Annotated in this window: 21 protein-coding genes; 14 read left to right on the top strand and 7 right to left on the bottom strand. The window is 55.5% G+C overall.

What is annotated here, in order from left to right:
- The first annotated feature begins 7 nt into the window (after nt 1–7).
- From ACQZ5F_RS18625 to ACQZ5F_RS18650, 6 genes are all read left to right on the top strand, one after another.
- A complete protein-coding gene (locus ACQZ5F_RS18625; RefSeq protein WP_448730668.1) occupies nt 8–1,459 on the top strand; it encodes an aspartate ammonia-lyase in 1,452 nt (483 codons plus the stop codon).
- Nucleotides 1,443–2,198, top strand: coding sequence for an amino acid ABC transporter ATP-binding protein (locus ACQZ5F_RS18630; RefSeq protein ID WP_448730669.1), 756 nt, complete (start codon nt 1,443–1,445; stop codon nt 2,196–2,198). The genes ACQZ5F_RS18625 and ACQZ5F_RS18630 overlap by 17 nt, the downstream gene beginning before the upstream one ends.
- 57 nt (nt 2,199–2,255) lie before the next feature.
- Nucleotides 2,256–3,254 carry an asparaginase gene (locus tag ACQZ5F_RS18635; RefSeq protein WP_448730670.1) on the top strand — a complete coding sequence of 333 codons (999 nt, stop codon included), beginning with the start codon at nt 2,256–2,258 and terminating at the stop codon, nt 3,252–3,254.
- 207 nt (nt 3,255–3,461) lie between these two features.
- Nucleotides 3,462–5,837: a hypothetical protein gene (locus ACQZ5F_RS18640; RefSeq protein WP_448730671.1), complete on the top strand. Its 2,376-nt coding sequence runs from the start codon at nt 3,462–3,464 to the stop codon at nt 5,835–5,837.
- A gap of 12 nt (nt 5,838–5,849) precedes the next feature.
- Nucleotides 5,850–6,356: a hypothetical protein gene (locus ACQZ5F_RS18645; protein WP_448730672.1), complete on the top strand. Its 507-nt coding sequence runs from the start codon at nt 5,850–5,852 to the stop codon at nt 6,354–6,356.
- Nucleotides 6,353–7,582 (top strand): hypothetical protein, encoded by a 1,230-nt coding sequence (locus ACQZ5F_RS18650; RefSeq protein WP_448730673.1) that lies wholly within the window; start codon nt 6,353–6,355, stop codon nt 7,580–7,582. The genes ACQZ5F_RS18645 and ACQZ5F_RS18650 overlap by 4 nt, the downstream gene beginning before the upstream one ends.
- A gap of 31 nt (nt 7,583–7,613) precedes the next feature.
- Here ACQZ5F_RS18650 and ACQZ5F_RS18655 read toward each other — a convergent pair whose 3' ends face one another.
- Together ACQZ5F_RS18655 and ACQZ5F_RS18660 are read right to left on the bottom strand one after the other, a co-directional pair.
- A complete protein-coding gene (locus tag ACQZ5F_RS18655; protein WP_448730674.1) occupies nt 7,614–9,002 on the bottom strand; it encodes a hypothetical protein in 1,389 nt (462 codons plus the stop codon).
- A gap of 483 nt (nt 9,003–9,485) precedes the next feature.
- Nucleotides 9,486–10,967 carry a caspase family protein gene (locus ACQZ5F_RS18660; RefSeq protein WP_448730675.1) on the bottom strand — a complete coding sequence of 494 codons (1,482 nt, stop codon included), beginning with the start codon at nt 10,965–10,967 and terminating at the stop codon, nt 9,486–9,488.
- Between the two features lie 578 nt (nt 10,968–11,545).
- On the opposite strand from ACQZ5F_RS18660, the gene ACQZ5F_RS18665 reads away from it, so the two are divergent.
- From ACQZ5F_RS18665 to ACQZ5F_RS18680, 4 genes are all read left to right on the top strand, one after another.
- Nucleotides 11,546–12,304: an ImuA family protein gene (locus ACQZ5F_RS18665; protein ID WP_448730676.1), complete on the top strand. Its 759-nt coding sequence runs from the start codon at nt 11,546–11,548 to the stop codon at nt 12,302–12,304.
- Nucleotides 12,222–13,736: a Y-family DNA polymerase gene (locus tag ACQZ5F_RS18670; RefSeq protein WP_448730677.1), complete on the top strand. Its 1,515-nt coding sequence runs from the start codon at nt 12,222–12,224 to the stop codon at nt 13,734–13,736. The genes ACQZ5F_RS18665 and ACQZ5F_RS18670 overlap by 83 nt, the downstream gene beginning before the upstream one ends.
- Nucleotides 13,736–16,996, top strand: a complete 3,261-nt coding sequence (locus tag ACQZ5F_RS18675; protein ID WP_448730678.1) for an error-prone DNA polymerase — start codon at nt 13,736–13,738, stop codon at nt 16,994–16,996. The genes ACQZ5F_RS18670 and ACQZ5F_RS18675 overlap by 1 nt, the downstream gene beginning before the upstream one ends.
- A gap of 126 nt (nt 16,997–17,122) precedes the next feature.
- Nucleotides 17,123–17,725 (top strand): SOS response-associated peptidase family protein, encoded by a 603-nt coding sequence (locus ACQZ5F_RS18680; RefSeq protein ID WP_448730679.1) that lies wholly within the window; start codon nt 17,123–17,125, stop codon nt 17,723–17,725.
- A 106-nt stretch (nt 17,726–17,831) separates the two neighbouring features.
- On the opposite strand, the gene ACQZ5F_RS18685 is transcribed toward ACQZ5F_RS18680, so the two are convergent.
- Entirely contained in the window at nt 17,832–18,530 is a 699-nt protein-coding gene (locus tag ACQZ5F_RS18685) for a DUF2268 domain-containing putative Zn-dependent protease (RefSeq protein WP_448730680.1), read from the bottom strand.
- A 336-nt stretch (nt 18,531–18,866) separates the two neighbouring features.
- On the opposite strand from ACQZ5F_RS18685, the gene ACQZ5F_RS18690 reads away from it, so the two are divergent.
- Nucleotides 18,867–19,511 carry an SOS response-associated peptidase gene (locus tag ACQZ5F_RS18690; RefSeq protein ID WP_448730681.1) on the top strand — a complete coding sequence of 215 codons (645 nt, stop codon included), beginning with the start codon at nt 18,867–18,869 and terminating at the stop codon, nt 19,509–19,511.
- Between the two features lie 491 nt (nt 19,512–20,002).
- Here the strand turns inward: ACQZ5F_RS18690 and ACQZ5F_RS18695 are convergent, their stop codons facing one another.
- Entirely contained in the window at nt 20,003–20,914 is a 912-nt protein-coding gene (locus ACQZ5F_RS18695) for a LysR family transcriptional regulator (RefSeq protein ID WP_448730682.1), read from the bottom strand.
- A gap of 110 nt (nt 20,915–21,024) precedes the next feature.
- Here ACQZ5F_RS18695 and ACQZ5F_RS18700 point away from each other — a divergent pair, with 110 nt between their 5' ends.
- From ACQZ5F_RS18700 to ACQZ5F_RS18710, 3 genes are all read left to right on the top strand, one after another.
- A complete protein-coding gene (locus ACQZ5F_RS18700; RefSeq protein ID WP_448730683.1) occupies nt 21,025–22,206 on the top strand; it encodes a MalY/PatB family protein in 1,182 nt (393 codons plus the stop codon).
- Between the two features lie 66 nt (nt 22,207–22,272).
- Nucleotides 22,273–23,478 carry an amidohydrolase gene (locus tag ACQZ5F_RS18705; protein ID WP_448730684.1) on the top strand — a complete coding sequence of 402 codons (1,206 nt, stop codon included), beginning with the start codon at nt 22,273–22,275 and terminating at the stop codon, nt 23,476–23,478.
- Nucleotides 23,475–25,004 carry an AbgT family transporter gene (locus ACQZ5F_RS18710; RefSeq protein WP_448730685.1) on the top strand — a complete coding sequence of 510 codons (1,530 nt, stop codon included), beginning with the start codon at nt 23,475–23,477 and terminating at the stop codon, nt 25,002–25,004. Before ACQZ5F_RS18705 ends, ACQZ5F_RS18710 begins: the two co-directional genes overlap by 4 nt.
- A gap of 147 nt (nt 25,005–25,151) precedes the next feature.
- Here ACQZ5F_RS18710 and ACQZ5F_RS18715 read toward each other — a convergent pair whose 3' ends face one another.
- The 3 genes from ACQZ5F_RS18715 to ACQZ5F_RS18725 all read right to left on the bottom strand — a co-directional run bounded on the left by ACQZ5F_RS18715 (nt 25,152) and on the right by ACQZ5F_RS18725 (nt 26,953).
- A complete protein-coding gene (locus ACQZ5F_RS18715) occupies nt 25,152–25,970 on the bottom strand; it encodes an alpha/beta fold hydrolase (protein ID WP_448730686.1) in 819 nt (272 codons plus the stop codon).
- A gap of 67 nt (nt 25,971–26,037) precedes the next feature.
- Nucleotides 26,038–26,547, bottom strand: a complete 510-nt coding sequence (locus tag ACQZ5F_RS18720) for a hydrolase (protein WP_448730687.1) — start codon at nt 26,545–26,547, stop codon at nt 26,038–26,040.
- 4 nt (nt 26,548–26,551) lie between these two features.
- Entirely contained in the window at nt 26,552–26,953 is a 402-nt protein-coding gene (locus ACQZ5F_RS18725) for a DUF2177 family protein (RefSeq protein WP_448730688.1), read from the bottom strand.
- Nucleotides 26,954–26,976: the final 23 nt, after the last annotated feature.

Here is a 26,976-nt window from a genome sequence, read left to right on the forward strand (position 1 = left end):
AAGCATCATGATTGAACAGACAGACAATCGCTCGCGTACACGGCGCGAGCGGGATTCCCTCGGCGAGCGAGAAATCCCGATTGATGCCTATTTTGGCATCCAGACGCTACGCGCCATCGAAAATTTTTCGCTTTCCGATATCGCGCTCAGCCATTTTCCAACCCTTGTTCGCTCTCTTGCTATGGTCAAGAAGGCCGCGGCCATCTCGAACCATGCTGCAGGACAACTAACCGAGTCCAAATGCACGGCAATCGTTAGGGCATGTAACGACGTCATCGAAGGACGTCTGATTGATCCGTTCATCGTTGACGTGTTTCAGGGAGGTGCGGGAACATCGAGTAACATGAACGCAAATGAGGTTATCGCCAATCGAGCGCTTGAGCATCTTGGGCGACCAAAGGGGGAATACGAGACACTTCACCCCAACGACGATGTGAACATGTCCCAGTCCACGAACGATGTCTATCCGACAGCGATAAGACTGGCGCTCCTGCTTAGCCGCGCAGACCTTCAGGCAGCTCTCGCCACCCTAATCGCAGCTTTTGAGGCAAAAGGGCGGGAGTTTTCCAATGTGGTGAAGATTGGCCGCACGCAATTGCAAGATGCCGTTCCGATCACGCTGGGGCAGGAGTTTGAAGCTTTCGCTGCAACACTCCGGGAAGACACAGCGCGGCTCGAGGAAGTCGCTTCCTTCTTTCAGGAGGTGAACCTCGGTGGCACGGCTGTCGGCACGCGCATAAACGCGTCGAATGCCTATGCCAAACGTGCAATCGAAGAACTTTCAACGATATCGGGCCACGAGTTAAAGGCTGCAAGCAACCTTCTCGAAGCCAGCTGGGACACCGGCGCCTTCGTGACTTTTTCCGGTATCCTGCGGCGCATCGCAGTGAAGCTTTCCAAGATCTGCAATGACCTTCGATTGCTGTCCAGCGGGCCAAGAAGCGGATTGGGTGAAATACGACTACCACCGGTGCAACCTGGTTCGTCGATCATGCCCGGTAAGGTCAATCCGGTTATCCCGGAATCCGTGAACCAGGTCTGCTATCAGGTGGTCGGCAACGACTTGGCGGTCACCATGGCGGCCGAAGGAGGACAGCTGCAGCTCAACGCATTCGAGCCGCTGATCGTCTACAATCTTCTGACCTCGATGCGGCTACTCGGACGAGCAATGACCAATCTTGCCGATCGATGCGTCTGCGGTATTGAGGCCGATCTTGGCCGGTGCCGCGACGGTGCGCTCGGCAGCATCTCACTTGCTACGGCACTCGTGCCGGTCGTCGGCTACACCAAGGCTGCGGATATCGCCAAGCAAGCGCTCGCCTCAAGACGAAGCGTCCTGGAAGTCGCTCTGTCGCTCGGATTGGGTGTCGACGCACTTGAGGTCCTATTAGACCCCTTGGGTATGGCAATCCCTCAAGCAATGCAAAATGAGGAGCTTAAGAATGCTCATGCCGGCTAAATCTACTGACGCTGCGGTCGTCATGCGGTCCGTCAGCAAGTGGTACGGGCATTTCCAGGTGCTCAAGGATATCGATTTCGACGTGGCGAGGGGCGAACGGGTGGTGATCTGCGGGCCGTCCGGGTCGGGTAAGTCGACCCTCATCCGTTGTCTTAATCGCCTGGAGTCCTTTCAAAGCGGGAATATCGCCGTTGACGGGATCGCGCTGACAGAAGATGCGAAATCCGTGGAGGAGGTGCGACGCGAAGTCGGAATGGTGTTCCAGCACTTTAATCTTTTCCCTCATCTGACGCTTCTTGAAAACTGTACGCTCGCACCGATGTCGGTGCGTGGTATGAGCCGGAAGGCGGCAACCGAAATCGCCATGGCCTACCTTTCTCGGGTTCGAATTTCCGACCACGCCAACAAATATCCTTCCCAAATCTCGGGAGGGCAGCAACAACGTGCCGCGATTGCTCGCTCGCTTTGCATGAACCCAAAGATCATGCTCTTTGACGAACCGACATCTGCGCTCGATCCAGAGATGGTGACGGAAGTTCTGGACACGATGGTCGGCTTGGCTCAAGACGGCATGACGATGATTTGCGTTACCCATGAAATGGGCTTTGCACGCCGCGTTGCAGACCGCGTCATTTTTATGGATCGAGGACAAATCGTCGAATGCGCTGAACCGGGTGCATTCTTCGATGATCCACAGCATGATCGAACACGGCTGTTTCTACGACAAATCCTCCACTAGGCGCGGCTTGATAAAGACGAAGCAGTCGAGCAAACGCAAAGCACCTTGGAGCGACCTATGGGCGCAGGAAATGCCGCCAGAAAAACGATCCTGCTGATGTCGACGGGGGGCACGATTGCCTCCCGCTATGACGCCGTGGCTAAGGCACTGATCAGCGTTGCTGGCGGTGATGAGCTTTTGGCGGCGATGGGGTCGCTCGCACCGGACGTCAACATCATCCATGAGGCGTTCAGCATTGTTGGCAGCAATCGGATCAATCTCGAAATGCAGCTGCGGCTGGCGCGCCGCGTTGATGAACTGCTTGATAATGAGGCGATCCACGGTTGCGTCATCACGCACGGGACCGACACCCTTGAAGAGGGTGCGTTCCTGTCGCGCCTCGCTCTCACCACGCAAAAGCCGGTCATTTTCACAGGCTCACAACGTGGTGCCGATGAACCCGACGCTGATGGGCCACGCAACCTTGCAGATGCCATCACTGTTGCAGCGTTAGACGATGCCGCCGGCCTTGGTCCACTCGTCGTTTTCTCAGGTAAAATACTGTCGGCCCTCGATGTGACCAAAATTCACACCCTCGCTGTCGAGGCCTTTGGCGCGCGAAGTTCCGGACCGGTGGGCGAAGTCGATCGTGGCAAGGTGTCGATCACACGTCGTCCATGGGGCTTTCCGACAATCAAGGTCAAAACTCTAGAAACGAAGGTCGATCTCATCACTCTTACCCTGGGGTGTGATGACCGACTTTTCGAAGCAGCTGTTAATTCCGGGGCGCGAGGCATCGTCCTTCAAGGTTTCGGCAGCGGAAATGCCACGCCGGAGATCGTCTCTGCGGTTGACCGAGCAACCGGGAATGGCGTCGTCACCGTGGTTACGTCTCGCTGTTTTGACGGACGTGTGCTCCCGCTCTACGGTGATGGGGGAGGGCGAGATCTGCAGGATGCCGGGGCTATTTTCGCTGGCCGTCTGCAGGGCCCGAAAGCCCGCATCCTCTTATGCGCGGCCCTCGCCAACATCCCGATCTGCGATATTGCTGACGTCTTCGAACAATTCGGCAGATAGTTGCCTTCACCGTAGTTGGTGTTCAGCTACCACGTTGGCCAAGCTTTCCATGCGACTCTACTGTCGTCTGGAGCCCAATGCGCTCGTTTGCATCGGCTTATAGCACACGATCTATATCGAAAGATTACTCTGCGACAACTCCAGGAAATTATTAGACAACCTGCGGTTAATCCGTCATGAAAATGCGGGTGCTTAAGGGGGAAAGAATTGTACGTACCGCCATGGACGATTTTCGCGGGTCTCGGGGCGCTTGATCGCCGCGAACTGTGCAATCTCATCGCAAGCTTCGAGGCCACAACGCTGTTGTCCATGTCTATGGACCGCGTTAGCGATATGTTGTCCCGCTTTCAGAAGAATGCCGAGTCGTCAGATGCCACGGCTTTCGCCCGCCGTCTAAGACTCGCCGCAGACGAACTGTTTGCGTCCGATATCTCAGACCGCGCGCTGAGGATTCGCCTCTGGGTCAGGATCGCGGAGGCTCTCGACCTTGACGCTACCCTTCCACTATCGTCTAGAAGGGCCAACTCGGTTGGCGCGGGTGTGGCACACAAGACATCGTCGGTGATGTCCGTTCCTGTCTCTGACGAAAGCGAGAATGCATCGCAGACGGGCATCCAGAAAGCCTGGCAGGCAGTGAAGACGCTGCGCGGTCGATCCCACCAAGATTTCGCCTCTCTGGTCGCCGATCAGGCGCAACTCGTTGCCAAGGCAGTGGCAGAGGCGGCGACATCAGGTGAGATTCCGGAAGAACTGGCGAGCGCACTCGGCCAGCGCGTCCGTGACCATATTCGAAGCCTGCCACCCGAGCTTCGGGATGAGGCTATGCGGGCCGCCCTGACGGCAGGAGATCGGGCAGCCTTTACTGTGCTCGCCACCGGGACCGCGGCATTCTCCATCGGCATGGGCGTAAACCTGGCCGGGTTCAGCGCCTACATCCTCGCTGCCCAGGCTTCGGCGTTTATCCCTTTCATGAGCGGACCAGCCGTCGTATCGACGCTCTTCATGCTAGCGAACCCGCTATTCAGTGTCCCGGCTGTCCTCGGTATCGGGTACCTGGCAAACAACTTCGTAAACGGTGGGCAGGCTGCAAAGCTCGCCGCTATCGTTTCGGTCCAGTTATCCCTTCGTGGGCTGTCGGCAGAACGAGATGGCTTGGCGGTCGTACTGAACGATTTCCGAACCGCGGCCAGAGCCGACCTAGCGTCAGTGTCCACGTCGACCATGGCCGAAAACATGCTTCGCAACGCGGCCGTCGCAAGGACGACCGGCGGGAGTTTGCCAAAGGCATTCGGCGATCCGAGGACCGGAGTGCTTGTCCCCGAGCGGCAAAGCGACCTGCTTACGGCCGTACTCTCGAAGAACAGTGGCGATGCGCTGGAAATGGCCGCTGTAACGGCTCTGTCGGCGGGTGACATGCTCTACAACGCGGTATCCATCGATCCGATGGTTCTCGCCGCGGCCGATTTCTCGCGCTCGGAAGACCTGGGAGACATATTCAAGTTCGGTACGTTTGCCGAGCGCGTCGGAGCAATGAGCGTTGCCGCTGCGGCCGGAGCAGGCAATAACCTACGCGGTTATGTCTCCGAACAGCTAGTAGCTGCACGTCTTTCCGAACTCGGCCACGTGGTCAGTTTTCCGGAGACCTCGAACAATGCGGGTTTTGATCTCCTCGTAGACGGTGTTCCGTTTCAGGTGAAATGCCTGCAGGGCCTCGAAGGCCTGCGAAAGCATTTCGCCAAGTATCCCGACATGCCTGTGTACGCCAATGCCGAATTGGCGGAGGCTGTTATCAGCAGCGGAGAGGAATGGGCAAAACTCGTTTTCTATGTCGATGGATTTGATCGCGAGATCGCCGACCTCGTCATGACAACCTCCCTCGAAGCCGCAGAGGCGTTGGGCGACCTGAACGTGCCGTTCTTTGCCATGGCAGTTTCCTCGGCGCGAAACCTCCACAGTGTCTGGCGCGGCCGCATGCTCCTGTCGGACCTGCCATTTTCCGTCCTGATGGATGCCAGCGTCAAAGGAGGACTTTCGGCCATTGGCGCGCTGTCAGGCAAGGCTATCGGCCTGATGGCTTTCGGCCCGGCTGGAGCGCTGGTCCTGAGTGGTGTCGGTGGTGTGAGTGCACTGGTCGGCGCGGGCTGGACGAGAGAGCAGGCAACGCGATTGCTGTCATCCGACTGGCTTGCCGACCTCGACGCGTCCACCGATCGGTTCCGTACCGCGCTTCTGGCGGTCGTGCAGGCCAAGATCGCGATGCTCGAGGCGAAGAAATCCGCCGTTCCCGCCACGCTTCCCGAGATCAACGACTGGATAGACGCGCGCTTCGCGGACGACATACTATCTCTCGGTGAAGTCACGTACGATATCAAGACGGCAATTCCGACGCTCAGTCAGCCAGCCAAGGCACGAGCTTGCCTGGCTGCCATGGATGCGGCCAAGGTTCACCCCCTTGCCGTTGAAGCGGAGTTAGCGAACCTTTTGGAGGTGCTTGGGTCCGAGCCATCGAAAGCCGCATCCGCTGGCAGGAAGGTCTCGGACGCATGGTCCGCGTTGAAATCGAAGCTGCCCAGTGCGGGCTAATGGAGGTATTGCATGCAGGCGTTGATCGGGGCGGCAAGTTCTAGGGTTATGTTGTTGATTGCCGCTGCAGTCGCAGCGGGAACGTTGTCTATCATTCCCGCGCGGGCGCAGGACGATCACTCGATCTACTACGGATCGCGTGCCGGCATGCACGTAACGACCGTCTCAAAATCCGGGATCGGTACGTCGAAAGCCGTTATCATGATCAAGCATACGCCCAAGGATGCCAAGGCGTACTGCGTTGAATACGAGCAGGACTATTCGATGGCTTGCGTCAAACGGACAATGGCATCGATAAAAGTAGGCGACAGGGTAACGGCGAACTGCAAAAAGGGGACTTGGACCGACGTTTACGGCGAGGGGTATGTCTTTGAAGGCAAACCGAGGTCAACTGACCTCATGGCTGACTATGTCGTACGCAGCGTAAAATCGGGCGAGGTACTCGACGGTTCATCGGCTTCTGGCTACCCGACCGCACTGAGCGTCTTCCAGGAACTTTGCCCTGGTGTCGCTGAATGATACGTCCTTTTTCCGTCGTCACAATGCTTGCATGCTTAGGCTTGACGGCTCCGGTAAGCTCCCATGCCGCCGACGTTAAGTTCGAAGGGATTACGAACGGGCAGTTCGGTCCAGAGGCACGCTTCAGGCTCGAGGGCGAAATCCTCGAGGCCGACAGTTCTCGTGTGAAGCAAGCATTGGCGGAAGCCAACATCTCAGTTCAACAAAACCCTTGGCAACGGATTGTCATTGCCCTGAATAGTCCGGGCGGCGATTACCACGAGGGATTAAACCTCGCCTTGGCGTTCCGCCGTCTCGGTCTTGCCACCGTCGTACGTGAGATGGATTCCTGCTACTCCGCCTGCGCCATCGCATTTCTCGGGGGCGTCGACCTTCCGAAAGACCCGACACCTGTCGGCGACAATGATCCTCTCCCCGATCAGAAACCGTCGCGCACGATTGAAAAAGGAGCGAAACTGGGATTTCACGCGCCGTATCTCTCCGTTCCTGAAGGGCGCTACGACGCCGCCCTCGTACAGGATGCCTATAGGGCAGCGGTCCTGGGTATCGCGCGATTGGTAGCAGTCGCGGATCGTCTCCATCTCGTTCCAGCCGAGTTGCCTCGCTTGCTCGCTCCAGGTCGTGACGAAATGTATATGGCCGACGACGTAGATGCTGTCCGTGTTCTCGGCATCACTTACAACGACTTTTCGTACCAAATCCGAGATGGATATCCATTTTCGCATTCCATGATTTTGAATGGATGTGTCAACCGCTACTACCACCTCGGGCGGAGAAGCAGTTCCGACGGTTACCAGATTGCCTTGTCTTCACTCGAGGAGTTCATTGAAGGTTCCCAGCTGATGGAGAACGGTGAGGACGCGATTGCATTCGGCGTTCGGTCGATCGGGCAGGGGACGGTTTCAACGTGGCTTGCCTACATGCCAATCGCCAAGACGAAGGATGGTGATCGCTTCGTATGGTGTTTATTCTCGCCAGGCACGACAGGGCCAACGACATTCTACAAACCAGCAGGGACCATCGAAGAGCTGTTCTCGGAACTCAAGGGAAAGGGCGACCTCTGGGACTTCACATCATCCCCGACGACGATCGCGCTTTCGACAGGTGATTGGGTTGACGACTTGATGCGCGCAATCGACCTCGTTCCGCCACGCACGAAGCTGGGCGACGTGGCGAACCAACTTGAAACCTATCGCAAGTCCGAGCAGGCGGTCGCTCCTCGGTGAGCACCCAGTACGGCGTGGGTCCGAGGCGCTGTTACAGCTTGAAGCAGAAGCGATTCCGTGTTTCGCTGTTAAGCGCACACAGCGTATACCCGTCGGCGGCGTAAGGCGTGGACGGCTTACCGTTTATCGTGAAGAAGTCGCCGTCGCGCGCGAAAATGGTTTTGTTGCCCGTCGGCCATACGAATTCGTAACGATCGGACCGCCGACTATCTACAATGACATTGATGTTCAGAGTAGCTTCACAGGGTTCGATCTCTTTTTCGCCACTCGTATTGAAAACGGCGCACGTGGCGGACGCTTTCGCACCGATTATCGACCGAGGGGATGTGGCATCTCCACTGACGGGTACTCCACTGAGTTCTTTGAGCGTGAGGCCGGGCCGATATGAGGCGAGTTGGTTAATCCCCCAACTCCGGTCGGCAAAATTATCGACAGTGCAAGCTCCCTGACCCAACAAGACGTTGTACATCCCGTTGTAACCGCAACCCTGTAGGCCGTTTTCAGTGACCGCGATCACGCATCCCGCTTCGGAATACCCGGCATCGCTACTCGTCACCGAATAGTATCCGGTGCCATCTGCGATTTTCAGGAGTTTGACAACAGATTGGTCCTGCGTCACGGGTTTCGTGAATTTCCGCACGTCGACGGGGTCCTTCATCAGGCCTACTTGCCAATGGAAGGAATTCTCGCACGCATAGTACGCGCGTTCTTCGGGTGGGGCCGATTGTTTAGGAAGGCCTATGAGCTCGATTTCGAAGCGGCCGGCTTTCTCTACTGTATCGATGTAGAAGAAATCGTTGCCGATATGACGGAGCATCTCCTGAATCAGGTCAGGGCGCATCATCGTCGAATTCGACCACGGGACCAGATTGTTAGCGAGCAACATGATCTTGCTCATGTCCTCCAAGGCAACGTCGTGGGCGACGGCTAGCGCTTTGGTACTGATCAGGCTTTCTTGCTTCAGCGCCAAAAACGGGCGATGAAATCCGAGCTTACCGGTGATATGGAGCTTACGATTGACGAAGGTAACCTCGGGTCCCTGTGCAATTCCCATCATGAACATGATGGCGCACATCGAGTAGCATTCCGCACCATCGTCAATGACCGTGCCAACGCCGTTCTTGTAGAAGAATTCAGCGAGTTTAACGCCCTCGGTGACATTCCCTCCCGGACTGTTCAAACAGATCGTATCTCGGGCCGAACTCTCGCCATCGACACCGAGAAATTCCTTGGCGGCTATTTCGACAAGGCGGGAGAAGTCACCTGAGACGATCTCGCCTTCAAGCGAAAGAACACACGTCTCTTTGGAGGACTTCCGTATATTAGCACCGGTGGCCGCCCCTGCCTGAAAGAATACCAGTCCGACAATGGCCATCCACAGCGAGCAAACTTGCCACGATGACCTGTACAGTTTCCCCATCTGCCCCTCCCTTAAAGGTCGCGTCATTGATCCGCCTCGATCCCCTCGGGCTGATCGCCTCGAACCTCTGTTGCTTCTGCCTGTCTTACTTTTTACGTCGTTGCGGTGAAGTTTCGGTTGATTAGTTCGAGACTCCATTCAGGCTTTTGCTAGTAGGGGTCGAAGATGTTCTGACCGGGAGATCTGCGGAATGGCCAACGGCCCGGATGTCGTCTAACAATATTGAGTACCCACCATAGTGCTCGCCTGCCTTGAAGGTGCCCCACGTCATCGCGAGGAACCGCTCAAAATGGAATGAGAAAGAGCAGAACGTACTCCATCTGCGTTCAAAGACTTAGGGGCGTTAGATCTCTGATCTGATTTTGAGGTCATGTCCTTCAGCTTCGGAGAACATGTCAGCTGTTGGCGCGATGCGGAAGACCGCAGTCGGCCCGTTGCTGACATCATCACCGCGACGCATCTATGGGTATCGTAGATTTTCGCCTAGCCGCCTGGCAGTCTTGGCATGGAGCCTGCGAGGCTGACGAAGCTCTCGTTCTTGAGGGTTTCAATGATCTGCGCGCACCCAAGTGCTTGCGGAATCTTAACAGTCAGAGTTTCGTGCTTGGTATCGAGTCGCAACCGCGTCCCTGTTTGAAGTTCGATTTCGATTACACCCGTGGTCTGGTTCCCCTCTGAACTCAAACCCAAATCCTCCTCCCGATCCTCGATTTGGTCGAGCAGGTCGACGTAGTGGCCTTTCATACCAGGAGCCGGGATGATCAGAGTGTCAACACTCTCAAGGAACACGTCGTCGAAGTCCGTTGGCAATGCAGTAGAGCGGAGATGGATTTCACGTCGGAGAACAGCTTCCGCAGGATTGTCTGGGTTCTGCATCGCCTCGATTTCGAACCGGAAAATGTCCGTGTCTACACTACCGGTGCCCACGTGCACCTTCTTAACGATATCCTTGGACTTGATCTTGAGAACTTTGCGGGCCTGCAGTGCTACATGCTGGCACTCGGTCTCAACCTCCGGAGCTAGGAGCCTGGCCGCCCAAGCGGACGCGCTTGGACTCAGTTCAGTTGGCACCGTGTGTTTCTTCGTATAGGTGAAACCATCAAGCTTCCTGAATTCTCTAGTCTCCTCACCAACGAACCAAGCGTTGGCGAAATCGGGCTTTATGATTGGATCACTGTCAACTACTGGCGGTTCGGGAAGCGCGGCTAGGATAAAGGTTCCATTGTGGTCGATCTTCGCGAAAGGCGTTTGGACCGCCTTCTTCGAGAACTCCTCCCTCGTAAACTTTCTGACCGCTGCCAACAGGTAGTCTTGCAAACTTGTCCCGGTCACGTAACTGTCGTTCATAATCGCGGCAGGGTCCTCGCCCCTCAAGGCGCGGACAAGATGATACGTCCAAACTCCATGTTTGAGTTTGTCGGACGAATAGGACTTTTCTTCCGGAGAACAAGCCAAGAATGTCGCCGTATAACGAGTGTTTTTCACGAACTCGATGAACTCGTCCTTCCTCATTGCGGAGAGCAAATCCCTTGAAGGGAGATCCTCGAAGATTTCCGTCGAGCAAGCGTCGATGAAAAGCGCGCTCTGCTTGCATCTGCTCTGTCGTAAGGGCGCGAGCAAGACCTCTTCTACGCTGGCGGTCGTGCCGTGGACATTGAGAGCGTGGGTATCCCAACAGGTTAGCCTATTGCCTCCGACCGGGGCCCAGAAACCGTGACCAGCATAGAAGAAATAGAAGCGGTCGTCAGGTTCGAGGTTCTTTATCAAAGCCGTTAGGGAGAGTTGCAGTCTTGACCATGTCGCTTCTTGATCAAGCCAGATCGTTATGTTCGAGCGTGGTACCGCAAGCACGTTCTCGAGAACATCGGCGAACTCTTGCGCGTCGTTATGGGCATACTTAACGCCCACGATAGACTTCTCTTGGTATGATTGGATTGCAACGACGACTGCAAATGATTCTGCCATTGATATACTCTAAAAATGTAAGCGATCGTTTTCTACACGTTAGAGTTGGGCGCACAATTCCGCAAGCTCTTCGTGCCATCGCAGAAGATAGGCGGGCGTCCTCCGGGCAAGGATTTTCGACGGTTGTCAGCTTGGATGCTTCGTCAATTCGCGCGAATCCGCTGCCTGAGCCTCCTCTTACACCGCTTCTAAACGAGGACTGAGCCCCTGAGAAGCGAGCGTTATCGACATCGGCTACCACGTCCGCTATCGGCAGCTTTGCTGCCGTCAACGTTGCAGCGGCGGCTTTCGAGATGGCCCACGCTCTTAGTCAGGGCATAATGAGGACACCGCTTACCTTTCACTCGATGAGTTGGCGCGATTGCAGAGCTTTTAGAAATTCAATGAATCTGGTCATTTAGAGAGCGACCTTAAAAGATTGATTCATATCAAGTTTCGGCAGGTCGATGGTTACCAACGGCTAAAAGCGCGCTTCAATGCCGCTTGACTCTTGCACGGCATGAGAACAAAAGAGGAACATAAGCTTTTTATGGACATGAAGTCCACCTTTCACACGAGCCAGAGGAGGTCCGTGAACGATGTTGCACGCCCGGACCCCAGGCATAATTGATGACCTTAGAGAACGCATAGCACACCTTGAAGGAAGCGTCGGCCGCAAAGCTCTCGTGCTGCCTTTCGGTGTCAAGACAATCGATGAACGGCTGCCGGGAGGGGGCCTTGCATATGGTGCGCTTCACGAATTCGCAGGCGGTGGAGCAGGGACGGTAGACGGGGCGGCCGCAGCCTTGTTCGCGGCGGGGATTGCCGCGCGGTCTAGAGGAAAAGTCCTTTGGTGCCTTACTCGTCCTGACTTGTTTGCTCCAGCGCTGTCCCAAGCCGGCCTCCATCCAGATCGTGTGATTTATTGCGAAGCTGACAAGGAGGAAGACGTCCTAGCGTCTATGGAAGAGGGGTTGTCGTTCGGCGGGCTCGCAGCCGTCGTCGGAGAACTAGTCCGACTTCCCATGACGGCCTCCAGACGCCTCCAGCTCGCCGCTGAAAAGACAGGGACGATGGGTTTGGTTGTTCGCCGATGGCGGCGGCAGACGGAGGCTGCCGATTTTGGAAATCCCACAGCCAGTACGTCGCGATGGCGCGTAAGTGTGTTGCCATCCGAGAAGTTGCCGACTGCCGGTGTGGGGAGAGCGAGGTGGTTGGCTGAACTGATGAGAGTGAAAGCAGGCGAAAGTGCTGAGTTTGAGATAGGAGCCTGTGATGCCAAGGGTCGTGTGTGTTTACTTCCCACAGTTGCCGGTGGACAGGATAAGACGGCATGGAGACGGATCGGTGCCCGCTGATCAGCCGCTTGTGGTGATTTCGCGAAGTGGGGCCAAGCGATGGGTTTCATCTGTTGACGCCGCCGCCCGGAAGGCTGGTTTGCGCGTCGGGATGGCTGCAAGCAAGGCTCAGGCAATTGTCGCAAACCTTACTATGATTGACGCCGATCCGGCTGCGGACGCCGCGGCCATCGAACGTCTCGCCCTTTGGGCATTGAGGCAATACACCCCTGTCGTCGCTGTCGATGGAAACGATGGCATCGTGATGGACACAGAAGGTGCGGATCATTTGCAGGGTGGCGAAGCGATGCTCATTTCGGGCTTGGTCAACTCACTGCGAGGGCGTGGTCTGATATCGAGGGCAGCGGTATCCGACACCTGGGGAGCGTCCCATGCCATCACAAGGCTCGTGAAAGCTGAAACAACGGTCGTTCCCGTCGGTGGGGTGAGCAAGGCCATTGTTGGTCTGCCAATCCATTGTCTTCGCTTACAACCGGATACGATCCTGGGCCTGCGTGTTCTCGGTGTCGAAACCGTCGGCGAACTTTCCGCTATGCCACGGGCGCCGTTGACCCTTCGCTTCGGCGCGGAGGTTGGACGCCGCCTTGATCAGTTATTCGGGCGAGCGGCCGAGCCCATAGAACCCTTGCGTACACCGGAGCTCGTTCAAGTATCGCGAAATTTCCAAGAGCCGATCGGCGCGGCCGAGACTATCGCGAAATACATCCGTCGTCTTGTAGGGGAGCTATCTGCGAAGCTCGAAGAGAGGGGACTAGGTGTCAGGCGTTCCGACCTTGTCGTTCACCGAGTGGACAATACAAGGCAATCCGTGCGTGCTGGCCTTCAAAAGCCCGTTCGCGACCCATCCCGCCTGTCGAAATTGCTCTGCGACCAAATCGAAAAAATTGATCCTGGGTTCGGGATAGAGAGACTCGACCTCGTGGCCGTGATGGCCGAGCCGCTGCAGGAGCGACAGGTCGCTTCATCCCTCATCGAGGAACAAGTCGTCGACATCACCCCACTCATTGATGTTCTGGGGAACCGCGGCCAACGCCTCTACCGTATGACACCCGTCGCCTCAGATGTGCCGGAGCGTTCGTTGAGGCGGATATCACCTTCCGCCGACGACACGGGGGTCGACTGGGCCGTAAAATGGCCAAGGCCTTCTCGTCTTCTTGCCCAGCCAGAGCAGATCGAGACGATAGCCGTGCTGCCCGATCAGCCGCCAGTCGTTATCACGTGGCGGGGCAAGCGCCGGCGCGTCGTCAGCGCCGACGGACCTGAACGGATATTCGGCGAGTGGTGGCTTAGGCCGCGCGAAATGGAGGCTGTCAGGGATTATTTCGTCATTGAAGACGATGCGGGGGAGCGCTTGTGGGTCTACCGCGCAGGAGACGGCGTTGATAAAGCAACCGGCTCTCATAAGTGGTTTCTCCATGGGATTTTCGGCTGATGCGATACGCCGAACTCCAGGTAACAACGCATTTTAGCTTCCTGCGGGGCGCGAGTTCGGCCGACGAATTGTTTGCAACGGCTGCCGCAATGGGCATCGATGCAATTGGCGTGGTCGACCGAAACTCTTTGGCAGGCATAGTTCGTGCTTGGGAGGCCGCAAAGGCTACTGGCGTCCGTCTTGTTGTGGGTTGTCGCCTTGACCTCAAAGACGGTATATCTCTGTTGGTTTATCCGACGGATCGAGCCGCCTATTCGAGATTGACCCGGTTGCTGACATTAGGAAAATCGAGAGGCGGCAAAGGCAACTGTATTCTCGATCTTTCCGACGTCGAGGCGTATAGCGAGGGCCTCCTCGCGATCCTGATCCCTGATGAAGCTGACGATGTCTACGCGGGCCAACTCAGAAAGATTGTGACCATTTTTGCGGATCGGGCTTACGTGAGTCTGTGCCTTCGTCGGCGTCCGAATGATCGACTACGTTTGCATAATCTCTCAAAACTGGCCTTCAAAAACGGCGTAAAGACCGTTGTCACCAACGATGTCCTCTTTCATGATCCTTCACGAAGGCAGCTGCAGGATGTGGTGACGTGTATCCGGAACCGGACGACAATCGACAGCATTGGCTTTGACCGTGAACGGCACGCAGACCGATTTCTCAAAACGCCGGAAGAAATGCACCGTCTGTTTGCGGAGTATCCGGAGGCTTTGGCCCGAAGCCGCGAAATCGTCTCACGCTGCAAATTTGACCTGTCTGAGTTGCAATATCAGTATCCAGACGAGGCGATCGTTCCTGGCCTTGATGCCCAGCAGTCGCTGACCAAGTTTGCATGGGAAGGCGCAGCCGACAGATACCCGGAAGGCATTCCGGACAAGGTTCGCACGGCCATTCTCCATGAGCTCGAATTGATCAGAGTCATGAAATATGCGCCTTATTTCCTCACGGTGTACAGCATCGTCCGGTTCGCCAGATCAAAGGATATACTGTGTCAGGGAAGGGGGAGCGCGGCGAATTCGGCTGTTTGCTACTGCCTTGGCATCACAAGTATCAATCCGGAAACCTCCGATCTGCTTTTCGAACGGTTTGTCTCTATGGAACGCGACGAACCGCCTGACATCGACGTCGATTTCGAACACAACAGACGCGAGGAAGTCATCCAGTGGATCTACGAGACATATGGCAGGTCTCGATCTGCCCTGTGTTCGACTGTCCTGCGTTATCGAGCCAAAGGCGCGCTCCGCGACGTTGGCAAGGCATTGGGATTGCCCGAAGACCTTATCGGGCAATTGTCGTCCGGTATCTGGGGATGGTCCAAGGAAGGGGTGGGCGAGAAGCAGCTCAAGGAAAACAACATCAACACATCTGACTACCGACTACGGCTTGCGCTCGACCTCGCAGGCCAGCTCATGGGCGCACCGAGACATCTCGGGCAGCATCCGGGCGGCTTCGTATTGACGCAAGATCGTCTCGACGATTTGGTGCCGATCGATCCTGCGCGGATGAAAGATCGTCAGGTCGTTGAGTGGGACAAGGATGACATCGAAGCTCTGAAGTTCATGAAAGTCGATGTGCTTGCTCTTGGAATGTTATCTTGCATGGCGCGATCGTTCGAGATGCTGACCGACTACAAGAACATTCCGATGGGGCTGGCGGATGTCCCCCACGAAGATACAAAAACATACGCAATGATCCGTCGCGCCGACACGCTCGGCACTTTCCAAATTGAGAGCCGGGCACAGATGGCCATGCTGCCGCGTCTGAAGCCGCGAACCTTTTATGATCTTGTCGTGCAGGTCGCGATCGTCAGACCCGGCCCTATCCAGGGCGATATGGTCCACCCGTATCTTCGTCGCCGAGAGGGTAAGGAAAAGGTCGAGTATCCAACGCCGGAACTTGAGGCAGTCCTTGGGAAGACCCTCGGCGTCCCGCTTTTCCAGGAGTCAGCCATGAAGGTGGCGATGACCTGTGCGGGCTTCACCGCGGGAGAGGCCGATCAGCTCAGGCGAGCAATGGCGACGTTCAAATTCACCGGCGGCGTCTCGAAATTTAAAGACAAGCTCGTTAGTGGGATGGTCAAGAAGGGCTACACGGCGGAATTTGCGGAACGAACGTTCACTCAGCTAGAGGGCTTCGGCAGCTATGGTTTTCCGGAGTCGCACGCCGCCTCTTTCGCCCTCGTCGCTTATGCGAGCAGTTGGGTCAAATGTCATCATCCGGACGTTTTCTGTGCGGCACTAATCAATAGCCAGCCGATGGGATTTTACAGCGTCGCACAGATCGTAACGGACGCCCGTCAGCACGGTGTCGAGGTCCGCCCTGCCTGTGTAAACGCATCCAGATGGGACTGCACCATGGAGCGTATAGAGAATTCGGATCGATACGCCGTCCGTCTTGGAATGCGCATCATCAAGGGATTGCCGGAGGCTGACGCGGCACGCATCGTCCTATCCAGGGCCGATTCCCGGTTTGAGAGTGCAGACGACTTGTGGCGACGGTCTGGCGTCCCGACAGCTTCCCTCGTCAAGCTCGCGAAGGCAGACGCCTTCCTGCCATCTATGGGGCTCGAGCGCCGGGAGGCGCTTTGGGACATCAAGGCATTGCGGGATGAGCCTCTCGAGTTATGGGCTGCCGCAGCTGAGCGAGAATCCAAGACCATTGCTGAAATGCAGGAACCTGATGTCATGCTTAAGTCGATGACAGAAGGGAGAGAAGTCGTAGAGGATTACACCGTCACCGGGCTGACCTTGAGGTCGCATCCCATGTCCTTCTTGCGCAACAATCTAAAGGCTAAACGCATCGTGACCTGCGCGGAGGCGATGAACGAGCGCGATGGACGTTGGCTTTGGACCGCGGGGCTGGTTCTAGTCCGGCAGCGCCCTGGCAGTGCGAAGGGCGTCATGTTCTTGACCCTCGAAGACGAGACCGGCATCGTTAACGCAGTCGTGTGGCCATCGTTGTTTGAGCGCCAGCGTCGCGTCCTGATGACGGCAAGCATGATGGGCATTCACGGCAAGATTCAACGCGAAGGTGAGGTAGTCCACCTCGTAGCCCAAAGGCTCTTTGATTTCTCGAGCGATCTATCGAGCCTTGGAGAAAGAGACACCGAATTCCCACTTCCCCATGGTCGGGGAGATCAAGTTAAACATGGAGGTGGCCCCGATCCGCGGGACAACCCGAAGCCAGCTGTTCAAGCCCGCGATATCTATATACCGGATCTGCATATCGACACGCTGAAGGTTAAGAGCCGGAATTTCCATTGAGACAATTCGAGTAACGAAACATCCGCCATCGGATTTGATCGGAAGGACGGTCACTTACCTAGAATTCTAACCAGCATCGAAACCGGAGTGAGCAACGTGTCGCGCTTGTTTTCAGTAGTGAGAGGGATGGACGAGATCATCACGCATTTCGGTGTCGACGTCCCAACCGACGCGCCAGTGCCCTCTGAAACGATCGAAGGCACACAGGGTTTGGTGATATTTAAGAAAGATGGACTTCGGCACCTACGGTCAATTCCCTGGGGCTTTCCGCGCAGAAGCCGTGATTCACCCCCCACCAGACTGGGCCTCGTCGCCGACCTCACGAACCCGATGTGGGAGCGTACCGTCGTCGATCCGATATACAGATGCCTTATCCCGCTAACACATTTCGCCGAGCCAGACGGTCCCAAGGGCGAAAAAACAAGGACGTGGTTTAGCTTGAACCGACAGCCTCTTGTCGCATGGGCAGGCTTCTGTCGCCGGACCCCTGAGTTCGGGCCGGTGTTCGCAGGAATGACTGGTGAGGCGAATGAGAAAATTCGCCCGCTCAACGATCGGATGCCGGTGCTGCTCACGCCCGACGAATATGATGCATGGCTTTCTGGCGACATCCAGGACGTTATCAGGTTCCGGTTTCGACCGCCCATGTCGGCGGATGCTTTCGACACGCTCGAAACCGACGACAAATGGCAGAGCGGTAAATCGCCAAACCGTACCATTCCTAGATAATCAGGTCCCCCTGCGCTAGGACCACACGTACAACCTGAGAATTTGCGGTTCTCGGGACACCGTTTGTGGCGCGTCTCGCCAAAACATGCCCCACGCGGTTCCCGCTTCAAGGGGTCTGGATGGGGAGGCATGCTCGTTGGTTCTTGAGCTTCGTCCAAGCCGCCAGAAACAAAGCTGATGGCGCATCGACCAAGCCGTTTGCAGAAATGTCGGGATTCTCCTGAGTAAAGAGACGGACAAGGCGATAGCCGATTGAATATCCAGCCCATCGCGGCAGGTCTCCAGTTCCAAAGAACCAGGTGGCATGATCATAGTGGAAGCTATTTATTTCGTCCTCCGCTCGGTCGAGGACCAAACTCAAATCATTCTCGGTGAGGGCGCTCGTCCATGGTGGAGCTGAAATGCCGCTCACCATTTCTGAGAAAACATCGGCAAGCCCTTCGGATACCAACGCATCGCCCAAGGAAAGCCCGTACCCACTTGTCCGCCATCGCATGGCGTGATGGAGCTCGTGAGCGAGTGTACGGTCGAAAACACCGCTGGTGAGGTGATCCTCGAAACCGCGTGCTCCGGGGTCGAGACTGATCGTCACCAGTCCACGCCGGAAACAAGACCCGCCAATCCCCAATTCTGGCACGGTTTCATCCGGAAGATGCTGGATCACGACATCCACCTCATGACGGCCAAACTCTGACGGCACGATTTCGCCAATACGCTCGGCAACGGAATTAGATCGTAGCCGAAGAACATCGCGCCAAGGGGTGAGGCTCCCCTCGGCCTGAAGAAAATGAAGATTAAGTTTCATGAACGTCCAATCGCCGTTTGCCACACCCATTATGGATCGGCAGCGTTTTCCCTGAAGGTGTCTAAGAGCCTTCGGAGTGAATTATGCGATGGTGACGGAACTGATCATGGATGTAATTTGCCACATTTAAGGCAACGCGTCAAAGCGACCCGTTGACTCACTTACAGTCGATAAGATCGTCATTGGGTCCGAATTTCGACTGGCTATTTTGCCTTCGGTTTTCGACACGCTCGAGATCAGAGACAAATGGCAGAGGTGTCCCGCCAAACCACAGTATTCCTAGACGACCGAGCCGCCCTGTGTTCTAGTTGTGGCCGTACAGACGGGAGAGACCGCATGTGTAACTTGTATACGGTCCGGAAGTCAGCCGCGGAGGTTGCGGCTCACTTCGGTGTCGCTAATCCGATAGCAACCAACGCACCGGAAGAGGTGTATCCTGGCACTCCCGGTTTGGTCATCACAGAAGCTGATGGTGCGCGCGAGATGAGGTCGATGACCTGGGGCTTCCCGCTGCGGCTCAAAACGATGAAGCCGGACGCCAAACCGAAACCCGTCAACAATATTGCCGACATAGGCGGTCGCATGTGGGTTGGTCTAGCGAAGAGACCGGATGCGCGCTGCCTTATCCCGCTTACGGGCTTCGCAGAAGCCGAAGGCGAAAAGGGACGAATGACACGCACGTGGTTTTCGCATCGGGACGATCCTATCTTTGCCTGGGCGGGGCTTTGGAGGGTCAGCGATGAATGGGGTCCGGTCTACTCCGGCGTTATGACTGACGCCAACGAAGCCATCTCGCCAGTCCACAACCGGATGCCTGTGCTGCTCCAGAGAGAAGATTACGATGGGTGGCTTCACGGAAGCTATGAGGAAGCCCGTCGTTTTCAAGAACGAGTTTTCCCACCGGATTTAATCGTGGTGGATCGCACCACCGAATTATGGTCACGGAGGAAGGCCGCAGGAGACACGCCGGTCCTTCTGTGATGGATCACAGCTTTGAAAACCAGTCCGCATAGGGCGTGTTTTTAGCGAGGTGCCTATTATAGTCGGGCTCCCCGTCATCCCACCAGACGGGACCGCGTTCACCGAGCGCAATCTTCGCTTCATGGACTCGCATTCGAGCGTCGCGCATCGCTCCATAATTTGCCGCATCATCACGCACCGCGCGCCTTGCGGCCATAAGTTCTTTTACCAACTTCTCTCGCTCGGCCTTCCCGAGTCCCGGATTGCTCTTCCGCCAAAGCCGCCCGTGGACGACGAAGTATCGGCCGTCCGGGGTGTCGGGATATGCGGAGTGTGCTTCGGGCGCTTTGGGCATGGAATATGAACATGAGCGGACACGTCTTGTTCCGCATGAGCTCTTGGCAAGGGGCGGCTAACCGTAGTTATTGCTTGTATCGTTCGGCTGCACCAACGAACGAGACAAGCCGCGTTGATGGCCTGCCGTCGATTTCGAAAAGGTTCATGGCGACGGTCTACCAGTCCCTGCGCTTGAGATCATCTCGAATAAAATCCACGAAAGTTCGGATGAGGGGGTTTTTATAGCGACTTTGAAAATACATTGCATACAATGTATGCACACTCGCCGATTGAAAATCGGGAAAAAGCACCTCCAGTTTGCCGCTTTTTATATGTCGATCGGCTAGGTAGATTGGAAGGCAGGCTATTCCCTGATCAGACAAAGTGAAGTTCAAGAGAGCCAAGCTGCTGTTGCACTCGAGGCTTGCGCTGATCTTTACCCGTTCCATCGCTCCTTTGTGCCAGTAGAGCCACGCACCGCCGCTGGTCATAGCAGGATATACCAGGAGCTGGTGATTTTGAATTTTCAGATGGCTAGGTGTTTCCGGGCGACCATAGCGGTCAAGATAGTCCGGCGTCGCACAATATACCCAACGGATTCGGGTCAGCATGCGAGCGGCATAAGGACCGTCTGTTGAGTCTGTAATTCGCAGCGCCACGTCGATGTTCTCCGCGCTTAAGTCGACAAAGCGGTCATCTAGAGAGATGTGAACATTAACATCCGGATACCTCGCCTTGTATCGGCTTACGATGCCAACCAGCTGCGAGCTGCCGAAAGCAATCGAGCACGAGATATGCAGATCTCCCTTTGTTTGATTGAGGAGGTCGCCGACTTCGTCAAGCGCGTCCCCTACATCTCCGAGAATCCGGGCAACACGTTGAAAAAAAGCGTTTCCATGCTTGGTCAGGGTAACTGTGCGAGTCGTGCGTCGCACAAGTAATACACCAAGCTGCTCTTCCAGCTGCGAAAGGCTTTTGCTGACGGCGGAAGGCGTCATTCCAAGCTCTCGCGCAGCCGATGACAAACCGCCGGTCTCCGCGATTTTTGCGAAAATAACGAATTGGCTGAGCGATGTGGCTCTCTTCATTTGTGAACAAATATCACAAGAGATTTCAGAAATGAACTATTCTTCATAACGACAGCTCGTTCTAATATCCGCTACACCTGAAGGAAATTTCTCTGGAAAGAGGGTGTGATTTGTCAGATTATTTTGACCGGGTGGTCGACCGGCAGAAATCGAATTCCATTAAATGGGGCGCTCCTCACAAGAACCTGCAGCCAGATGAAGTGGCAGCCCGTCCTTTGCCGATGTGGGTGGCGGATATGGATTTCAAATCTCCGCCAGCGGTAATAGAGGCACTTGAGCGCGCTGTACGAGATGGCATATTTGGATACCCGTTTCGCACAGCAAGTTATGAAGAGGCTGTTTGCGGATGGCAAAACCGGCGTTTCGGCTGGCAGCCCAAACCTGAATGGTTGGTGCAGACACCAGGCGTGATCACTGCCTTAAGTATGATCATTCAAACGTTCACGCGTGAAGGCGATGGGGTGCTGGTTCAGCCACCCGTGTACGGTCATTTTTTTAACGACGTACAACAAAACAACCGACGGGTGAATGAAGCGCCGCTGACGCTGAACGGAACTTCATACAGCTTCGATCCCGACGCCTTTGAAAGCTCGATCACACCGGAGACAAGGCTTTTCATCCTTTGCAATCCGCACAACCCGACAGGTAACGTCTGGTCAGCAGACGATTTGCGGCGAATGGGTGAGATTTGCTTGCGTCACAAGATTTTGGTTGTCTCTGATGAAATCCATCAAGATCTCATTTTCAATCCGCATGCGAAACATATCCCCTTTGCCTCACTCGGGGACGAGTTTGCTAAGAATGCAATTGTCTGCACTGCCCCGAGCAAGTCTTTTAACCTCGCAGGCCTCCAGTGCTCAAATTTGTTCGTAGCTGACGATAAGATCCGGAGCCAACTACAAGCAACATTGGTGCGAGGGGGACTGAATTTTGTGAATGCCCTCGGAGCCGTGGCTTGTGAGGCTGCATATAGTCAAGGTGAAGATTGGCTCGAGCACTTGCTTCGCTACATTCGCGGTAACCATCAACATTTTGCATCGTCAATACACCAGCTCTTTCCACAGCTGCGCGTTCTCAACACGGATGCGCTTTACTTGGCGTGGATGGACTGCCGCGGAATAAACATGGCCGCGCCAGAGTTGGAAAAATTTATGCTCACTCAGGGCCGCGTCTGGTTTGACCGCGGGTCGAAATTCGGCTCGCAAGGGCAGGGCTTCATGCGCGTGAATCTTGGATGCCCGCGTTCAACAGTCAATGAGGCAATCAACCGGCTTAAAAACGCCCTGCAGTGAGGAGTGATAACCGTTCCGTCGATTGCGGAACGGCTTGGGAGAGGAAGACGAAAAAAGGGAGGAGCTATGCTGGCTGCTGAAACGGCGCCCGCCATCGAGATCGCTCGGGCGGAATTTGAATATATGTGTGCAATCCGACGGGAATTGCACAGCCTGCCGGAATTATCACTGTTCGAGCGCAGGACATCGCAACGCATTGGTGAAGAATTAGACGTCATCGGCGTGCCCTATGTGCGGGTTGGCGAATTTGGCATTGTCGCGACAATCGAGGGAGCTCGCACAGACCGTGTGGTTGCGCTGCGCGCTGATATGGATGCACTCCCCATACAGGAGGACAACCCTCATCTGGAGTATCATTCGCAGACCCCTGGCATAATGCATGCCTGCGGACATGACGGCCACGTTGCGATGCTCCTTGGTGCTGCACGTATCCTTCAGCAATTGAAATCGCAATTGCAGGGTACAGTTAAGCTTTGCTTTCAGCAGGCTGAAGAAGTTGGGAAAGGTACGCGAGACATTTTAACGGAGCTCGCAAAGTTCCCCGTCGAAACAGTTTTCGGCATCCACTTGTGGTCAGAGATTGAAACCGGAAAAATCTCAGTAGAAGCGGGTCCACGCATGGCCGCCGGTAAAGCGATAAACATCACCGTTCATGGGGCGGGAACCCACGGCGCATACCCAAATCGAGGGGTTGATCCGGTCATCGCGTCAGCGGCAATAGTATTGAACTGCTCGGCGCTTGTCAGTCGCGAAGTCGACGCAACTGACCCTGTCGTGCTCACATTCGGACAAATTCACGGCGGCGAAGCCGGCAATGTTATTCCGGACGTCGTCCGTCTCTCTGGTTCGTTGCGCACCACGTCCGCCGAGACAGAGGCTTTCCTCATCGAAGCGGTGGAGAGAGTGGTCCAAAACACAGCCGCAACTTTCCGAGCCAATGTAGAGGTCACGTGGCCCGGTGGTGTGCCCGTGGTTTCAAATGATCCTACATGCAGCGAGGTTGCAAGGAGCGCCGTCCACAGATTGGGACTTGAAGGGCAAATAACGCATTTTAAAACCATGATGGCGTCGGAAAATTATGCCGACTTTTTGGCAATCTATCCCGGCGTTTTCGCGCTTATCGGCGTTCGCAACGAGGCGCTCGGAGCCTGCTACCCCCACCATCATCCGAAATTCAACATTGACGAGGAACCGTTGGCAACCGGCGCAGCGCTTCATGCGCAATACGCGCTTGACTATTTCAGCATGGTCAACGCAGGAGCAAAGCAATGACACAGGCGGCTATCAAGAGGACCAACGGATTTCTATCGTCCGTCGAGCGTATCGGCAACAAGATGCCGCATCCGATCGCGCTGTTTCTCGGCATCATCCTGATCGTCCTGAGCCTGTCCTTTCTCTTGTCACAGTTTGGTGTCTCGGCGGTTCACCCTCAAACGAAGGAGGCGCTCTACGTCAAGAATTTGCTCAATATCCATGAGCTGATTGAGTGGGGAAGCAACCTATCCAAGAACCTTCAGAATTTTCCTGTTCTTGCCAGTGTTCTTATCTTGGCTGCCGCAACGGGCCTTTGTGAGCAGACAGGTTTCTTTGCTTCGGCGATCAAGTCGTCGCTGAAAAACGCCACTGGTTCAGGTGTCGTCTTCGTTATCGCACTGGTCGGCGCTTGCGGAAATGTGGCAGGAGACGTGGCATTTCTGATCGTACCGACAATCGCGGCTAGCGTTTTCCTAGGGACTGGTCGTCACCCGCTGGTAGGTCTCTTTCTCGGCTACGCAGCTGTCGGCGGAGGTTATGGTACTAACTTCATTCCCGGCGGCTGGGATGTGGTACTAACGCCTATCACTATCCAGTCTGCAAAACTCCTCGATCCGGGTTTCGATATGAACCTTGTTAGCGGTTATTACATGATGGCCGCAGGTACCGTGCTGATCGCGGTTACCGCAACGTTCGTTACTGTCAAATTCATTGAGCCGAAATTCGGAAAGTACGAGGGAAGTTTCGCGGCAGATGAGAATGATGGCGCACTTACTGACAACCAACGCCGCGCACTTAAAAAAGCGCTGCTGGGTGTTGGACTGTTTCTGATTGCGATTGTTATCGCTGCAATACCAGAAAATAGCTTCCTAAGGTCGGATACCGGCTCGCTCACGGTCAACGCACCCTTGATGAGATTGTTGTACGCAATTCTTGTAGTCGCATTTTTTCTGGCCGGTGTGATTTACGGTACAGTGATCGGCAAAATCAGGAGCATAAAAGACCTCGCTGAGATTCTGACCAAATCGATCAGCAATGTTGCTCCCTTCGTCGTGATCGCGATAATCGTATCCCAGTTTCTGTACTTGTTTGCGCAGTCCAATCTCGGGACAGTCATAGCTATAAACGGCGGACATTTGCTGAGTGAAATGGCTGTGCCAGTGGTCGTCGTTCTGATCCTCTTTTTCGTGTTCGAAGGCGTCGCTGACATGTTTATTGTGAGTGGGAGCGCTCGTTACCTGATTTTCGGTCCGGTCTTCGTACCGATGTTGATGCATCTTGGAGTACATCCGGCTTTTGCGCAGATGATCCATCGCACGGGTGGCAGCATGGCTAATCACCTGACTCCGCTGAACTCGTTCTTTCCGGTTCTGATCGGCCTCGCGCAGAAGTATGACAAGAACATAGGTATCGGGACGATTTTCTCTACCATGATCCCTTACACAATCGCGTACAGCGTCGTTTACATCCTAATGATTGTGGTCTGGTACGTTTTTGCCCTGCCGCTGGGGTTCGATACGCCATCGCATATCACTGTAAACTGAAGCTCGGTCCGAATGACTTCCATTAACGTGAAGGAATGCTGTCGGACACTCGTATAATGTCGCGAAGGCTTCAAAAGCAGTTTCTAGCCGTTGTATGTAGTCTGACCAGCCATGCTTTTTATGAGCATGGCTGGTAAAGTAATTCGATTATGCCAGGAACTCGATAAGATCGCGGTTAAGTCTTTCCGGCGCAGTCGCAAAAAGGCCATGGGGTTCGCCGTCGTATTCGATCAAGCGCGCACCAGCGATGCCTTTCACTGCAGCGCGCGCGGCGGGATCGATCGGAACCGTCTTATCAGATGTGCCGTGGATGACGAGCGTGGGCATCGTAAAAGCCTGCAGGTCCGGCCTGAAATCCGTGCGTCCAAAGGCATCGATGCAGTCGATCGTCGCCTTGGGGCTTGCCATGACCCCCAAAACGAAGGACCAGTCGAGTACACCCTGGCTGACAGGCTTGCTCACAAGCCCAACACCGTAAAAGGTTTTCGCGAAGCTTTGCAAAAACGCGAACCGGTCCTCACGAACCTGTTGTTTCATATCGGCGAACACGTTTGCATCAACCCCTTCTGGATTGGACGCATCCTTTAGCAGATATGGGACAACGGAGGACACCAGTATGGCCTTCGACACGCGGGCGGCGCCGTGTCGCGAAAGATAGCGCGCAATCTCGCCGCCGCCCATCGAGAAGCCCACCAGATTTGCTTGATCGAGGTTCAGGCCCTCAAGAACTGCTGCCAGATCGTCGGCAAAGACATCGTAATTGTATCCATCGCCTGGGTGACCCGACTGGCCAAAACCGCGGCGATCATATGTGATGACCCTGAAACCAGCCTCGAGGAGAGCGAGCGACTGATACTCGAACATATCGCCGGTCAGCGGCCAGCCGTGGATGAGCACGACAGGGCGGCCCTTTCCGACATCCTTCACATGGAGTTGGACGCCGTCCTTTGTTTCAATGAATGCCATATTCGTTTTCCTCGTTTTCATAAGGCGAGGTAACCGACCAGGCCACCTAATAGTTCCGCCGGGACGCTTACGATCGCGCCTTCCCACTTATGCGGCTTGCAAGGATCTCAGGGAGAGAAACAGGTCGGAGCCTTTGTGGGTCAACGCCGACGTCGAACTGCCGCGTGGTCGGCTTAAGCCGTCCGTGGGAGTGGCCGTGCAGGTTTATCGAACCCTTTCCCATCTGATTCCAAGTTCGGAAAGCGTAGTGGCACAGGATGAGATGATAGCCGTGCTCGCGGAGTTCCGTGTAGTGCTGGACACTCGCCCAACCTTCCGAACTCGTTGTCGTCTCGGGATCATTGTTGCCGACAATCAGATGCTTCCGGCCGTTGAGCTTGGCCAGTAGCTCACCACAGTTGCCGCCTTTCACTGACATGAAGTCGCCGAGGTGCCACAAGTCGTCATCTTTGCCGACTACGGCGTTCCAGTTTTTAATGAGCGTTACGTCATGCTCGGCCATATCAGAGAACGGCCGTCGGTCGATCCGGAGCACGCGAGGGTCGCTGAAATGGGTGTCACCTGTGAAGAAGATCATGTCTCTAGCCGAAATACCGAGCCGCGGTATACCCACACGCACTGGCGACGCTTGTCAGGAAAGTGCCCCAGATCAGGTCGACGATCGTCATCGTGATCGGCCAGTTCTTGAGAGTTGACAAGTTCGTTATGTCGTAGGTGCCATAGGCAGCAAGGCCGAGGACCGCCGCGTACCCGATGGCGGTCCAGATCGAGCCGGCTTCGAGACCCGGACGAACCGCGAGCATGACAATGGCGACGGCGAAGAACAAGTAGAAAATCGCGGCGACGACGAGGTTCGGGGAGGGAAGCATCATGTCGCCAAGCTGACGCTGATAGAAGCTTCTGGCGATCAAACCGAGCCAGATGGCATCGATCAATAGAAAGGAAACCAAGGTCCCGGCGTATGCGATGCCCATTGTCTTCATGCGGCAGCTCTCCTTATGTGCGG

The organism is Agrobacterium sp. 22-210-1, from assembly GCF_053522525.1.